At 67.6% G+C, this 13,317-nt stretch carries 12 protein-coding genes; 4 read left to right on the forward strand and 8 right to left on the reverse strand.

Translation table 11 applies throughout. The features are described from left to right. Window positions 1–105: 105 nt before the first annotated feature. From KV110_RS24530 to KV110_RS24545, 4 genes are all read right to left on the reverse strand, one after another. Entirely contained in the window at window positions 106–1,857 is a 1,752-nt protein-coding gene (locus KV110_RS24530) for an ABC transporter ATP-binding protein (protein WP_218469633.1), read from the reverse strand. Further along, a complete protein-coding gene (locus KV110_RS24535) occupies window positions 1,854–3,500 on the reverse strand; it encodes an ABC transporter ATP-binding protein (RefSeq protein WP_218469634.1) in 1,647 nt (548 codons plus the stop codon). The genes KV110_RS24530 and KV110_RS24535 overlap by 4 nt, the downstream gene beginning before the upstream one ends. A 409-nt stretch (window positions 3,501–3,909) precedes the next feature. Further along, the gene (locus KV110_RS24540) at window positions 3,910–4,134 is read right to left on the reverse strand and encodes a hypothetical protein (protein ID WP_218469635.1); all 225 of its coding nucleotides are present in this window, start codon (window positions 4,132–4,134) and stop codon (window positions 3,910–3,912) included. Continuing rightward, window positions 4,100–5,101: a helix-turn-helix domain-containing protein gene (locus KV110_RS24545; protein WP_218469636.1), complete on the reverse strand. Its 1,002-nt coding sequence runs from the start codon at window positions 5,099–5,101 to the stop codon at window positions 4,100–4,102. Before KV110_RS24545 ends, KV110_RS24540 begins: the two co-directional genes overlap by 35 nt. Window positions 5,102–5,267: 166 nt before the next feature. Between KV110_RS24545 and KV110_RS24550 the strand changes: the two genes are divergently transcribed. Both KV110_RS24550 and KV110_RS24555 read left to right on the forward strand, forming a co-directional pair. After that, the gene (locus tag KV110_RS24550) at window positions 5,268–6,629 is read left to right on the forward strand and encodes an FAD-binding oxidoreductase (RefSeq protein ID WP_218469637.1); all 1,362 of its coding nucleotides are present in this window, start codon (window positions 5,268–5,270) and stop codon (window positions 6,627–6,629) included. A gap of 113 nt (window positions 6,630–6,742) precedes the next feature. After that, entirely contained in the window at window positions 6,743–7,477 is a 735-nt protein-coding gene (locus tag KV110_RS24555) for an SDR family NAD(P)-dependent oxidoreductase (protein ID WP_218469638.1), read from the forward strand. 325 nt (window positions 7,478–7,802) lie between these two features. On the opposite strand, the gene KV110_RS24560 is transcribed toward KV110_RS24555, so the two are convergent. Then, window positions 7,803–8,453 carry an NADPH-dependent F420 reductase gene (locus tag KV110_RS24560; RefSeq protein WP_393540474.1) on the reverse strand — a complete coding sequence of 217 codons (651 nt, stop codon included), beginning with the start codon at window positions 8,451–8,453 and terminating at the stop codon, window positions 7,803–7,805. Between the two features lie 79 nt (window positions 8,454–8,532). On the opposite strand from KV110_RS24560, the gene KV110_RS24565 reads away from it, so the two are divergent. Further along, on the forward strand, window positions 8,533–8,937 hold the full coding sequence (locus tag KV110_RS24565; protein WP_218469640.1) for a winged helix-turn-helix transcriptional regulator: 405 nt from the start codon (window positions 8,533–8,535) through the stop codon (window positions 8,935–8,937). 200 nt (window positions 8,938–9,137) lie between these two features. Continuing rightward, complete coding sequence (locus tag KV110_RS24570) at window positions 9,138–9,602, forward strand: GNAT family N-acetyltransferase (protein WP_218469641.1); 465 nt, start codon at window positions 9,138–9,140, stop codon at window positions 9,600–9,602. A gap of 544 nt (window positions 9,603–10,146) precedes the next feature. Here KV110_RS24570 and KV110_RS24575 read toward each other — a convergent pair. The 3 genes from KV110_RS24575 to KV110_RS24585 form a co-directional block, all read right to left on the reverse strand. Next, window positions 10,147–10,938 carry a BPL-N domain-containing protein gene (locus KV110_RS24575; protein WP_218469642.1) on the reverse strand — a complete coding sequence of 264 codons (792 nt, stop codon included), beginning with the start codon at window positions 10,936–10,938 and terminating at the stop codon, window positions 10,147–10,149. 218 nt (window positions 10,939–11,156) lie between these two features. Then, window positions 11,157–11,498: a putative quinol monooxygenase gene (locus tag KV110_RS24580; RefSeq protein ID WP_218469643.1), complete on the reverse strand. Its 342-nt coding sequence runs from the start codon at window positions 11,496–11,498 to the stop codon at window positions 11,157–11,159. Window positions 11,499–11,523: 25 nt separating this feature from the next. Continuing rightward, on the reverse strand, window positions 11,524–13,281 hold the full coding sequence (locus KV110_RS24585) for a CocE/NonD family hydrolase (RefSeq protein ID WP_218469644.1): 1,758 nt from the start codon (window positions 13,279–13,281) through the stop codon (window positions 11,524–11,526). Window positions 13,282–13,317 lie beyond the last annotated feature (36 nt).

Consider the following 13,317-nt stretch of genomic DNA (forward strand, 5'->3'; position numbering starts at 1 on the left):
ATATGCGGCATGTGCGGATGTGCTGAGCCACGGCGGATCTCAAGCGCCGGCCGAGCGCCCTGCGGCAGTAGGACGTTTCGAGGAGTCGGGGGTGGTGTCCCATGGTCAGCCGTGCCAGGTGCGCCAGAGGGCGGCGTAGCTACCGTCCCGGGTGAGCAGTTCGGTGTGGGTGCCTAGTTCAGCGATGCGGCCATTCTCCATGACCGCGATACGGTCGGCGTCGTGTGCGGTTTGCAGGCGGTGGGCGATGGCGATGACCGTGCGACCGGACAGGATGGCGGCCAGGCTACGTTCGGTATCGCGGGCGGTGGTCGGATCGAGCATCGCGGTGGCCTCGTCCAGGATCAGCGTGTGCGGGTCGGCCAGCACCACGCGGGCTAGCGAAAGTTGCTGTGCCTGCGCATCATCGAGCCGATGCCGACCGTCCAGCACGGTATCGGGACCGTCCGGAAGCTCCGCGGCCCAGCTCGCGCCTACGGCCGCGAGCGCTGCGGCCAGCTCGGCGTCGGTGGCGGTCGGGGCGGCCAGGCGCAGGTTCTCGCGCAGCGTGTCGCGGAAGACATGGTGTTCCTGAGTGATCAGGATGATCTGACGGCGCAGGCGATCCGGGGCGAGCCCGGCGATCGGCACGCCGCCGATGGTGATCGAACCCCGGTCGGGTGCCTCGATCCCGGCGAGTAGCCGGCCGAGGGTGGATTTGCCTGCACCGGAGGGCCCGACAATGGCTAGCCGTTCGCCAGGCCGGATATCGAGGTCGACGCCGTGCAGGACATCGCGGCCGTTTTCGTAGGCGAAATGCACGTCGGCACAGACGATTCGGTCATCGGCAGGCTCGACGATGACCGCGGGATCCGGCTCGACTCGCGGCCCTCCCGCTGCGGCGATACCCTCGATTCTGGCGAATGCTGCCGTGGCGCTTTGGATCTGGTCCAGCCACATCATGAACAGGTTCAGCGGATCGATCAGCCGCTGCAGGTAAAGCGCTGCGGCGACGACGGCGCCCAGGGAGATCATGTCGTTGCGGTGCAACCAGCCGCCGAGCAGCAGCACACCGACCACCGGTAGCGCGCAAGCGATCTCCACCACCGGGAACAGCCGGGTGCGCAGCCACAGGGTCGACAGCCGCGCCTGCCGGCTCTCCGTGATTGCGGAGTCCGCCGCCTGGATCCGTAGTCGCGCCATCCCGAATGCCTCGACGGTCCGCGCTCCTTGCGCGGTGGTCGTGACCACCTCGTTGACCTGCCCGGCGACCGTGGCCTGCCGCAGGTAGGCAGCCTCGGCCCGACGCAGATAAGCACCCAGTGCGACAACGGCGATGACCAACGCGCCCAGTCCGAAACCGCCGAGCATCGGATCGAGCAGCAGCACCGCGACTATGAGGAACACCACCTGAACGGCTGCCAGGAAGAGCTGTGGCGCCATGCCGCGCAGCATGATGGCGACGGCGTTGACGTCCGCGGTGCCGCGGGTAATCAGATCCCCGGTGGTCGCGTGCTCAACCAGCGCGCCGGGCAACGCGAGCGTACGGTCGAGGAACCGCTCGCGGATTCGGGCGGCCGTGCGCTCGCCGAAGCGATAACAGAGCAGCTGCGCGTAACGCAGCAGCACGATCTGGACCACCGTCACGACCAGGATCGCCACGGCGAGCCGATCCACCGCGGCGAGCACTGCGCGCCCCGGCGTGCCGGTGACCGCGTCGACAATGCGCCCAAGCAGCAGCGGTATCAGCAGTCCGGCCCCGGCGGCGAGGATATTCGCGACCATGGCGGCGCTGAAAAGCGCTCGGTCAGAGCGTATTTCCTGCCAGGCGGCCCGCCGGACGCGCGCCGCGGCTGCGACCGGCAGCAGGGTGGTCATCGCAGCACCTGGGCATCGGCGCCGCGCGTGACCAGGCGGCGGTAACCCGGTTCGGTTTCGAGCAACTGCCGATGCGTGCCGGTGGCGGCGACCCGGCCGCCGACCACGTAGTACACCAAGTCGGCGCGGTACAGCACGATCGGCGAGGTAGTGGCGAGAACTGTCGTTGTGCCGTGGCGGGCGGTGGCCAGCCTGGCCACCATCCGTGCCTCGGTGTGTGCGTCCACCGCGGAGGTAGGCTCGACCGCGAGCAGCACCTCGGGCGCGGCATACAGGGCGCGGGCGAGCCGAAGTCGTTGCCGCTGCCCACCGGAAAGGTTGTGGCCTTTGGGACCGACAACGGCGTCCAGCCCCTGCGGCAGCGCGTCGATGATGTCGTCGGCGGCCGCGGTATGGATCGCCGCGCAGACACGCTCGTCGTCCGTGTCGTAGCGGCCCGCGACGATCTCGCGGACCGATCCGGTGAACAGGTGAGCGTCGTTGTCGGCGACGAGGATTCGTGATCGGACCGAGTTCAGCGCCACCGCGTCGATCCGGGCGCTGCCCCAGGTCGCATTCGAGAGTGCGAACCGGCCGAGCCGGTCGGCGATCCCGACGCCGTCCGCCGGTGTGGCGCAGGCGAGAGCGGTGAACAGGCCCGGCAGTACAGCCACGCCGGAGCTCGGATCCCGCAGCGCCGCAGGAGCTTCCGGTGCCGTGTCGGTCATCTCATCATGGTCGTGTTCGTTACTCAGCCGCAGCAGCCGGACCACCCGGTCGGCCGCGACCCGCGCGCGGGCAATGCTGTTGCCACCCTCGATGAGGAATCCGACCGGCACGATCAGCATGGCGGTGTAGCCGTAGATGGCAACCAGATCACCGACGCTGATCGCCTCGGTGGCCGTCATCCGGGCGGCCAGCCAGGTGACGATCGCCAGAAACAACATCGGCGAGCCGGTGGCGAGGGCGTCGACCCAACTGGCCACGGCGCCGACGCGCTCGCCCTTGGCGATGAGCACCTGCGACTCATGATGGAAACGAGCCGCGTACCGCCCCTTGCCGCCCAGTCCGTTGAGAACTCGGAGCCCGTTGAGCACGTCGGCGAGCCGCTCGGTCAAAGCGCCCTGATGGTCCCGATATCCCCTGCCGCGCTGCTGGATCCGGCGCAACAGCGGCACCACGGTGCCGATGATCAACGGCACACCGGCCAGCACGACCAGCGCGAGCAGCGGCGAGATCGACAGCAGCACAACCGCGACCATGAGATAGGCGACCACTGCGCCGACACCGGGCCCGGTGATCGTCAGCGACTGCGCGATGACCTGCATATCGGCTGTACCGATGGTGGTGACCTCACCCGCGCTCAGCGTGCGCGCCAGCGAGTTTCCGAGATATACGCTGCGATGCACCGTCGCCCGGATGACACGATCGGCAGCGTCCATGCTGACCTTCGTCATGGTCCGATGCCGGGCGATGCCGGAAACGGCGATCGCGAGGGCGACAGCGAAACCGGCTGTGGTCCAACGCGCGAGCGCGACCGGATCCCTGGCCACCAGTCCATCGTCGATCGCCCGGGACAACACATAAGGCGGGACCGCGAGTGACACCATCCAGATAGTGCCCAAGGTTGCCCCCAGTGCGATCCGCCATTTCTGGCTGATCACCAACCACCACAGAAACCACCCCGGGCCGGCTACATTTCGCGACCCCGGTGCGAGAAAAGAGTCAGCCACCTCTTCACTGTAGGCATTGATCGAGACCTACGGCCCGACCCTGTGACCTTGCTGCGCGCTCGGCGCTCTTGGTCCAGCTGCAGCTGGCGGCTCAACCCGGCAGGCGCGGATGTCTTGAGCCGCAGCAGATCTCACCCGCAGGCCGCGCGCTCCGCAGCACGTGCGTGCACTCGCCGACCGAGCCCGCGGCCTGGGTTCCGAACGGCCGGTCGCGGCAATATAGGACGTTCGCAAGATCAGCTCGGCCCCGGCGTGCATCTGCCGGATACCAGGTCTGGGCCGGGTGCTGCCCTCGTCTTCTATCGGTTGTGATGCGGCGCTCGGCTTCTCGGGCGTGGGTTCATTGTTCTTCGAATCGGGTGGTGTCGAGTCGTAGTTGGTCCAGGTAGTCGCCGAGTTCGTTGCGTGTCTGTGGGCGTGAGGCGAGCAAGTAGCCAGGGACCACACGCGAGAGGTTCGGCCGGGGCGCGCGGTTCGACCGGGGCGCCGCCCGCGATTCGGCGTGTTCGAACCGCTTGGCGAGGAACGGATCACGCTCTCCGGGACGGGTGTGTGTCTGGTTCATCGCCGGTATCCGTCTGGGCGAACTCGGCGGGGGTGCGGCCGTACTGACTCTTGAAGGCGCGGATGAAATGGCTGCTGTCGGCGAAGTGCCAGTGGGCGGCCAGTTCCGAGATGCTCGGTCGACCCACGGGGCTGAGGAGTTCGAGGCTGGCCTGTTCGAGCCTGCGGCGGCGGATGTAACCGGCGACGCTGTCCTCGACCGCCGCGAATGCCCGGTACAGCGTGCGCACGGAGACGCCGAGTTCGCGAGCCAGCATCGAGGGCGAGAGGTCCGGATCGGCGAGGCGGCTGTCCGCGAGGTCTTTCACCGCCTGAGCCAGGGCGGGGCCGAGGTGGGGCTCGGTGCTGTCCGCCTGCTGCCGCAGCACCCCCTCGACCAACTCGAGCAGGGCATTGCGGGCGGCCAGCGCACCAGCCGGGGTGAGGTCCCGGGCGGTCTGCTCGACCAACTGCAACTGCCCCAGCAGCAGCCGCATCTCGGCCGAGGATGCCGGTCCGGTGATCAGCCGGTCCAGGATCAGACGGGCCAGAGGTGCTGTGGGCACGATCAGGACCGTCGCCGCGGTGCGCCGCGCTTGCTCGAAGGTGGGTGGACCCATGCGTTGGAGCATGAAATGCCCTGCGGGGACGGTGTGCTCACCCTCGCGCGGTCGGGCGAATCGCCAGGCGTTGCGGCGGACCACGTGCATCAGCACCTGCTCGTCGCCTTGGCGAGGTGGGCTGGTGTAGGTGCTGATGAGGGACTCGCTGCGGACATCGGCGATCACCGCGTCGTGCGCCGTGACGGCACGGGCGCTCATCTGGAAGTCACCGGTGCTGCCTGGTGCGAAGTGGGGGGTCGGCTGCTTCTTACCCAGTTGTGCTTCCCACTCGCGCCAGAAACGGCCGAAACGCGCTGCCGCGGTGCCGGGAGCGGTGGCCTCTGCGGCGAACGTCGCGCTGGATCCGGGCTCGTTCGGGACCGCCATGCTCTTCCCACTTCCTGAATGGCACGGATCTTCCATCGATATGGCACTGCCGTCCAAGCCTAGACCGCACCGTACCTCCTAGTCTGTAACAGCCGAACAGGCTGCGGCTGAACAGCATTCGGCACCGTGAGGCCGCCGTCACTACGACACCATCGGGGAGGATCCCGTGCGTTCCGCGAATGCGATCGATGAACTGGCCCGTCGTCTCGGGGAGCGGTTGCGTGCCGACCGCGTCTTCGGTCCGGGTGATCCGGCCTATGCCGAGGCCGTGACGTTATGGAACGGCGCGGTAACCACTCGGCCTGCCCTGGTCGTACGGCCCCGCAGCAGCGCCGAGGTCGCCACAGCCCTCACCGCGGCGCGGGAATTCGGTCTCGGGGTGTCGGTGCGCGGCGGAGGTCACGACTGGGCCGGGCGGGCATTGCGCGACGGCGGATTGGTGATCGACCTCGGAGCGATGCGCGACGTACGGATCGTCGGGGCCGACGCGGTAGCCGGCGGGGGAAGCCTGGCCGGTGATGTGGTGGCAGCTGTCGCGAGGCACGGCGCGAATGTCGCCACCGGGACCGCCGGGGTGATCGGCATGGCAGGTCTGACCCTCGGCGGCGGCTACGGCCTGCTACTCGGCACGGCCGGACTCGCCGCCGACAACCTGCTCGGCGCACAGGTCGTACTCGCCGACGGCCAACTCGTATCGACCGAGGATGATCCCGAACTGCTCTGGGCACTGCGGGGCGGCGGCGGGAATTTCGGTGTCGTCACCGAAATGTGCATCCGGACCCACCCCGACCGCGGTCTCGTCGGCGGGATCATCCTGTTCCCCTGGGAACAAGCGGCGACGGTGTCGACCCGGTACGCGGAATTGGTCACGGACGCTCCCGAAGGCTTGACCGTCTTGCTGGAATTCACCTTCGTCCCCGATATCGGGCCGTGTCTGCTCGCGGTGCCCGTCTGGTCCGGCGAACCACGGCACGCCGAAACCGCTATCGCCGAGGTCATGCGGCTCGGTACCCCGATCACCAGCACCGTCGGCCCGGCCACGCAGAAAGATCTGCTGACGCAGTTCGACCAGGCTGTCCCCACCGGATTGCATTGGGACCTGCGCACTCGTACCGTCGCGGCGCTGACGCCCGGCATCCTCGATCTCCTCATCGGCTTGGCGGAGCAGCGCCCCGGGCCGGGAACGGGAATCGGATTGCGGCAGTTCCACGGCGCCGCCACCCGCGTCGGCGCTGACGACACCGCCTTCGGCTTGCGCACCAACCATGTCGTCATCGAGATCTCCGCCGGACGCGGACCCGGCGATGACGCCGATGCGTACCGGAACTGGGCCGCAACCGTCTGGACCGCACTGGAACCGCATGCTCTGCCCGGCGGCTACCCCAACTTCCTTCTGCCAGAACAGCACGACCAGGTCGCCCACGCCTATGGCTCGCACGCGGCACGCGCGATCGCCGCGAAACAGCGCTACGACCCCCAGCACGTCTTCACCGCCACCCCGCTACCCGATCCTGCACCATGCCCATGAGAGGTGCCCCCGGCCTTTGAGTTGAAAGGTGTTGCCCGCGTTGTTGTGTCGCTGCACCTCCGACAGCGGCAAAGCAAGATCATCGCACTCCGAAACAACGATAGGACCCACCCGTGGACTTCCAAGGAAAGACGGCTCTGATCACCGGCTCCGGCGCCATCGGCGGCCTCGGGCACACAGTGGCCACCATCTTGGTGGCCGGCGGCGCGGACGTGGTGATCACCGGCCGCGACCCGCACCGCGGTGCCCAAGTCGTCGACGACCTCGGCGGCCAGGCTCGGTTCATCCAGACCGACCTGGCCGACAGCCAAGCGGTGCGCCAGCTCACCGACGACGCCGGACTCGTCGACATCCTGATCAACAACGCGGCCATCGTGCCGAACGGCCCGACCGCCGAGCAGGACTTGGACGTGTACGAACAGACCTTCGCCATCAACGTGCGTGCGCCCTTCATCCTCACCGCCGCCTTGGCACCGAAGATGGCCGCCAACGGCGGCGGCAGCATCGTCAACATCACCTCGACAGCCGCTGGGATCGGTATGGCCGGCGTGGCCCTCTACGGTGCTACCAAGGCAGCGCTGGAATCCCTGACTCGCGCCTGGGCCCCGGAATTCGCTCCCATGAAGGTACGCGTCAACGCCGTTTCGCCCGGCCCGATGCGCTCCTCGAAGATGATCGCCGTGGTGAGCCCGGACGCCATCCGCGCCCTGGGTGACGCGGTGCCGATGGCCCGCACGGCCGACCCGATCGAAGTCGCCGAGGTGGTCGCCTTCTTGGCCGGTGACCGCGCCAGCTACATGACCGGCGCAATCGTCCCCGTCGACGGAGGCTGGACCGCCGCCGGATGACCGCTGGTCGGCCGCTGCCAACCGGTCGACCAGACCGACGAGCCGGGTGCCCGCGGGATACACGCTCGTCGGCATGAGAGTGCGTTCCCCCGAAGCGCTAAAAGCGCCCGACTCGTCTTGCGAGTCGGGCGCTTTCGTCGTTCTCTAGATGTCGCACGACTGGCAGGGAGAATTCCGGCAGCAGCGCCTCGGTCAGCTGCCACAGTTCATCCGGCACAAGACACTTGGACAACTTGTTCGACACAACTCGAACATCATGCGGCACAACCGATGAGGCAAACAGTTGAAATCCGGTGCGAAGTATCCGCTGGTTACTCTGCTGCTGTCATCGCGTGGCTGGAACGCGTGGCACTGCCGCACGCGGGTCGAAGCCTTTGAAGGCCAGGCCGATAACAAAGCCTGCGGCTTCTTCCAGCTGCCGCGCGCGGTCGAGCGGGCCCAGCACGGCAGCGTGAGCGCCGGCGTCGCGGACGAGGGTCTCGGTGACGCGCAGGGCATCCGGGTGGTCTCCGCAGATCGCTACCGTCACAGGAGGATTCGCTGGATCGCTCCACTGTTGGGCGGGAAACAAGTGGAATGCCTTCACCACATGCGCACCAGGGGCTAGTTCCGCAACACGCTGCGCACCCGACCTACCGAGTGGGGTGTGCAGGACACCGACGCCGTGGTCCACGGCATTGGTCGGGTCGATCAGCGTCATGCCGGCCAGTGTCCCGGTGAAGGCTTCGACTCTGCACAGAGTGTCTTCCACACCGCTCCACGGGACTGCCAGCAGTACTGCGTCCACTTCGACAATCGCCTCCCGCACGGTCAACGCTCGTGCTCTGCCGCCCAGACGCGCGGCGACCTGCTGGGCCTTGGCCAATGATCGCCCGGCGACAGCGATCTCATGGCCTGCCCGCGTCCAGCGACTTCCCAATGCGCTGGCCAGCATGCCCGTTCCCAGAATCCCGATTCGCATCGGTAGCTCCTTCATCTCGTAGCCCGAACGACGGCTACGGTAGGGAAACCGATACGCACCGATCGGTGCACAATGGACGGGTGATCATGGCGGGATGAGCGGTTTCGAAGACCACCGCCAGCAGCTGGTGGCGGACTGCCGGTTGCGTGCAGCCACCGACCTGTTCGCCCATACCTGGGATCCCGTCGTGTTGGCTGCGCTGCGTGATGGGCCACGCCGCCGCCGCGAACTGCGGGCCGGTATCGGCGGTGTCAGCGACAAAGCCCTCACCGAAGCGTTGCGCCGCCTCCTCGGCTACGGCCTGATCGAGCGCCGCAGGTACGCGCGGACGCCACCCCGCGTCGACTACGGATTGACCAGTCTGGGTGCAAGTCTGGTCGACGGACCCATGAAAGCGCTCGGCACCTGGGTTCTCGACCACGGCGACGACCTGCTCACCGCCCAAGACAACACGGCCCGAGAACTGCGCCAGCACGGAGAACGAACTACACCGACGTGAGACACGGTCTAAGCGGACTGGCTCTGTCCGTCGACTACTACGAAGCCTCCGCCCCGCCCGGTGCCGTCAGCCGCACATCGGCAGATGCGGACGTCCTGAGCTGCAACAGCTCTGGTCCGCCGACCGCCGCGAAGTGGCCGCTTCGCTTAGCGCGTACAGCGGCAGATGCGTACGTTTCGGCGCGAGATAGCCTGGCGATCATGGCGGACTGGGAGATTCGACCGGCCACATCGGCCGATGTCGAGGCAATAGCCGAATTGCGGGCTGTGGTGCTTCGGGCGGATCTGACCCGGCTCGGCCGATATGACAGCCAGCGCGTTCGTCAGCGATTGCGGGATGAGTTCGTCGCGGAGCACACATGGGTGATCGAAGTCGGTGGTGAGTTCGCCGGTTGCGTGGCGTTGCGCCCGGCGGCGGATGCGCACTGGCTCGAGCACTTTTACCTCGCGTCTCATCTGCAAGGCAGCGGAATCGGTGCGGCAGTGCTGAGCCATCTGCTGGAGGAGTGCGACCGCGATGGCATCGTGGTGCGGCTAAATGTCTTGCAGGGCAGCCCGGCTCGACGGTTGTACAAACGGCACGGATTCGTCGTAAGCACCGAGGATCCGGTGGATGTATTCCTGGTACGCGAACCAAGACGTGGCCCAACCATCGCTCTCTTCTGACGGCAAATAATCGGCAATACCGGACGGTCAACTGTGGCCGCCATGATCGGTCCGCATACCAGATCTGAAACACGTTCTCCCAGCAGATAGCCTACCGTCGGTAGTCCCACGATCGGCAACGCGGTGGCTGGTAGAGTCGCGGTCGCTGGCACCCCAGCCGGACCACGCCGCGGTGGCGCTTCTCTCGCACGCTCAACTCGACGCGTATGGCGGCATACGGCACCGGGATGCGGCGAACCTGGTGCATAATTCGTCCGCGCTGCATCGCCGCCGCGTACCCCTCACTGTCGCGATTGCGGCGTGCGCAGCGTTGTTTTCGGGTTTGGCCGGTTTCCGAGCGATGCCGACACCCTTCCAAATCGAGGCCCTGATGCTCGCCACTCTGGCTAGCAGTACTGCGACCTGGTACGCCGCACGCGAGCGGCGGCCCCGGCCCTCCCGCTGCCGCGCAGGCGGCGACCGGATCTAGCGCACGGGCAGGCGCGGCGATGGCGGAGGTGCAGCGCCGATATCGAGATCGGTGCGTGATCCGGTAATGGTGGGATCAGCGCCGTCCGACGGTCGCTTCGATCAGTTCGTAGGCCAGGTCGAAGTGGACGCCGTCGGGGTTGGTCAATCCCTTTTCCGCATACCAGGATTCGTCGGCCTCCGGGTGTGGGCCGCTGACCCCGACCCTGCCTTTGCCGTAGGGGGCGACGACGACGGCGGCGGTGCCGTTGGGGTAGGTCGCCAGGACGGTGGCGTCGGCGCCGTCGTCCAGGAAGAAGGCAGGCCCGTCCTGGAAGTACATGTGGCGGGGCTTGCCCTGCCAGTCCACCGGTACCACGGTGTCGCGGGCGTCGGGAACCGTGGCGCCTGGGGAATTGATGTAGCCGTTGGTGTCGCCGGGGAGCAGGTCGAAGCCCGGGTTGCGGCCAGCGAGGTAGCCGCCGAAGCACAACCCAAGGTAGCTGCCGCCGTCGCGGACCCAGTCGCGGATCAGCCCGGCTGAGCCGCGCAGGGACTGCCAGGTCGCCTCGAGGTCGGCGCCACCGCCGGGCTGGACGTAGAGTTGGGCTTCGGCCAAAGCGGCTGCGCTCACGGGTATCTCGGTGCCGGGGCCGACATATTTGACCTCGAATGGGTGCGGTGCCCCTTGCAGCAGGTCGGCTACAGCGGGCGCGCATCCGGGGCACCCCTGCGCGCCGTTGTAGATGAGCGCGAGCCGTCGTGATGCGGTCCGTGCGCCGGCACCTGACTCGCCGCAGCCGACCATCAGGGCGGCGGCCGGGAGGACGCCGAAGAGCAGTCGGCGTCGGTTCACAACGGTCGAGCGGGTGTCGCCGTTCCGGTTCATACCGGGCATGGTTTCACTCCTGTTTCTCCGGGCCGGACGCGGCTCGGCGGCAAAGTTCTCGCGACAATACGCGGCATTCAGCTACGGGATGCTCACCCCACAGTCCCACCGCGAGCTTCCGAACCGCTGTGGTGGGACGGTGTTGGGGCCGATCAGCGGGGGCGGACCCGCCGATCGGCGGGTCCGCCCCCACCAAGCCGGTCGGGTCGGTGGCGGTGCTAGATGGTCAGCCGAGCGGCGTCGGTCTCGCTGACGGTGAACGTCAGTGGTGCCGGGCGTAGTTCGATGGTGTGGGGTGCGGGGTCGACAAGATCGAGCAGCCGAGGCAGATAGCCAGCCACAACACCGCTGTTGTGTGCCGTCAAGTCGGTGCCTGAGGCGTACTTCTCGATCACGGTGACGCGGAGGGGGTCGCAGCCTTGTTCGACATAGAAGGCGTAACGCTCTAGGCCGGGCTCGCTGCGGAGCACCGGAGGTATCAATGCGGAGAGCAGCGCGAGTAGTTCGGCGCCGCGTCCTGGTTTGGCTTGGAGGGTGGCGATGACGACGATTTCGGACAACGTGGGCTCTTTCTGAGCTGGTCGGTCAGCTGAGCACCGGCAGGCGCAGCATGGACGGGGCGGTCGGACCGTGGTGCACGGTGTGCTGGGCGGCAACGGCCTCATCGAGGGTGCCGAACTCGGGAATGGTGCGGGTGTGTAGGTTTCGGCTGTAGCGCGGGAAGCTGAAACCGGCGATCTGCACGCGGATGCGGTGCCCGGCGCGGAAGCGGTGCGCGACGTCGTGGAGGGTGACGGTCACCCGACCGGGCTGCTCGGGGCGGAGCCAGTCGGTGTCGCCACCGTCGCGGTAACGGGCGCGCTGGGCGCCGTCGGCCACGTTGCCCGCGAAACCGTCGGGCTCGACGTCGACCAGCGTGACGCACACGTCCGCATCCGGGGCGCTGCTGGTGAGAAAGGTGACCAGCTCGGGTTGTCCGGCGATGATCACGTCCTCGGTCAGCGGTGCGCTGGTGTAGACGAGCAGGTCGACGCGGCCGTCGACGGCGCGCTGGTCCTGAATGCCCTGCGGTGCCGCCGCGGCGTCGCCTTCGATCGTGATCGCTCCGCCGTAAGTGGGAAACGGGTCGTGCGGATCGGCAGTAAAGGTGTCGGAGATGGCGGAGGTCGGTTCGTGTTTCGCGCCTGGGTGGGCGAGCAGTCCATCGCCGGTTGCGGTGCGGGCGTCGCCGCCGGAGGTGAGGGCCCATTCCGCGACGGTCGTCGCGGGTGGCCAGGCGGGTGCGTGTGCCCAGGTGTTCGAACCGCCGACGAAGTAGGTGACCCGGCCTGGTCCGGACAGATACCGGTCGGCGGTGGGGTAGGCCGAGCCGTCGCCGCCGCGCAGGTGCCGGTCGAAGAACGCGGCGAGTACCGGATTCCAAGTGGGCACACCGGCTCCGGCGTTGGGCAGGACGCGGGCACCGACCTGGCCGGAGGGGGTGTAAGTGCCGAAGTGGGTCCATGGTCCGGCGATGAGGCCGGTGTGCTCGTTGTCGGCCAGCTGGGTGGCGAGCCGGAACTGGGTGGGGCTGGTGAAGTCCTGGTAGCCGGTGATCTGCAGGAACGGGATGGTGACCCGTTCGGGTTCGGTGAGCAGGGTGGGCCGGTCCCAGAACGGGTCGTGGGGCGAGCGCAGCCAGTCGGTCCAGAACGGCGCGATCCGGTCGTCGTCGAGGGGGCTGATGTCGGTCAGCGGCAGTCGGCTCACGGTGGCGCGGGGGTCGGCAAAGGCTTCGGTGAGTAGCTTGCGAACCTGCTCTTGCTCGCCTGCGTCCAAGGAAGTGTGGTCGAGGCCTTCGCGGCACAAGACGAGGGCGTAGGTGGTGAGGAAGCCCAGTTCGAACACTCCGCCCGGTCGGGCGGTGTGGTGCATGTCGGCGGTGGCGACCAGCGCGACAGCGGCTTTGAGGTGTGGGTTGCGGGCGGCGACGGCTTGCAGGACGGCCATTCCGAGGTAGGACGAGCCGTAGATCCCGACGTTGCCGTCGCTCCAGAATTGTGTTGCGGCCCAGTCGATCGCGTCGGAGGAATCGTTGTACTCCTGGGTGATGAAGTCGAACTCGCCGCCGGATTCGAACCGGCCACGGGTGTCTTGGACGAGCACTGCGAAGCCTTGGCGGGCGAGCCACAGCGGGTCGGCGACTATCCCGGAAACCCGGTAGGAATCCTTGCGGTTGTACGGGGTGCGGTGCAGCAAGACCGGCCAGCGGCCGTCGTCATCGGGGCGGTATAGATCGCCGGCGAGGACGACGCCGTCTCTGGTCGTCATCTCGATGTCGGTGTCGATGCGGGGGCGATACACGTTTCTCCTGGAGCAGGCGACGGCGCCGGTTGTTCC

It is taken from the genome of Nocardia iowensis, assembly GCF_019222765.1.
GTDB lineage: Bacteria > Actinomycetota > Actinomycetes > Mycobacteriales > Mycobacteriaceae > Nocardia > Nocardia iowensis.

Bases quoted from the DNA above. Each gene is read 5' to 3' on its own strand.
- KV110_RS24530 (WP_218469633.1), bottom strand. From the start codon at position 1,857: ATGACCACCCTGCTGCCGGTCGCAGCCGCGGCGCGCGTCCGGCGGGCC.
- KV110_RS24540 (WP_218469635.1), bottom strand. From the start codon at position 4,134: ATGAACCAGACACACACCCGTCCCGGAGAGCGTGATCCGTTCCTCGCC.
- KV110_RS24545 (WP_218469636.1), bottom strand. From the start codon at position 5,101: ATGGCGGTCCCGAACGAGCCCGGATCCAGCGCGACGTTCGCCGCAGAG.
- KV110_RS24560 (WP_393540474.1), bottom strand. From the start codon at position 8,453: ATGAAGGAGCTACCGATGCGAATCGGGATTCTGGGAACGGGCATGCTG.
- KV110_RS24565 (WP_218469640.1), top strand. From the start codon at position 8,533: ATGAGCGGTTTCGAAGACCACCGCCAGCAGCTGGTGGCGGACTGCCGG.
- KV110_RS24570 (WP_218469641.1), top strand. From the start codon at position 9,138: ATGGCGGACTGGGAGATTCGACCGGCCACATCGGCCGATGTCGAGGCA.
- KV110_RS24575 (WP_218469642.1), bottom strand. From the start codon at position 10,938: ATGAACCGGAACGGCGACACCCGCTCGACCGTTGTGAACCGACGCCGA.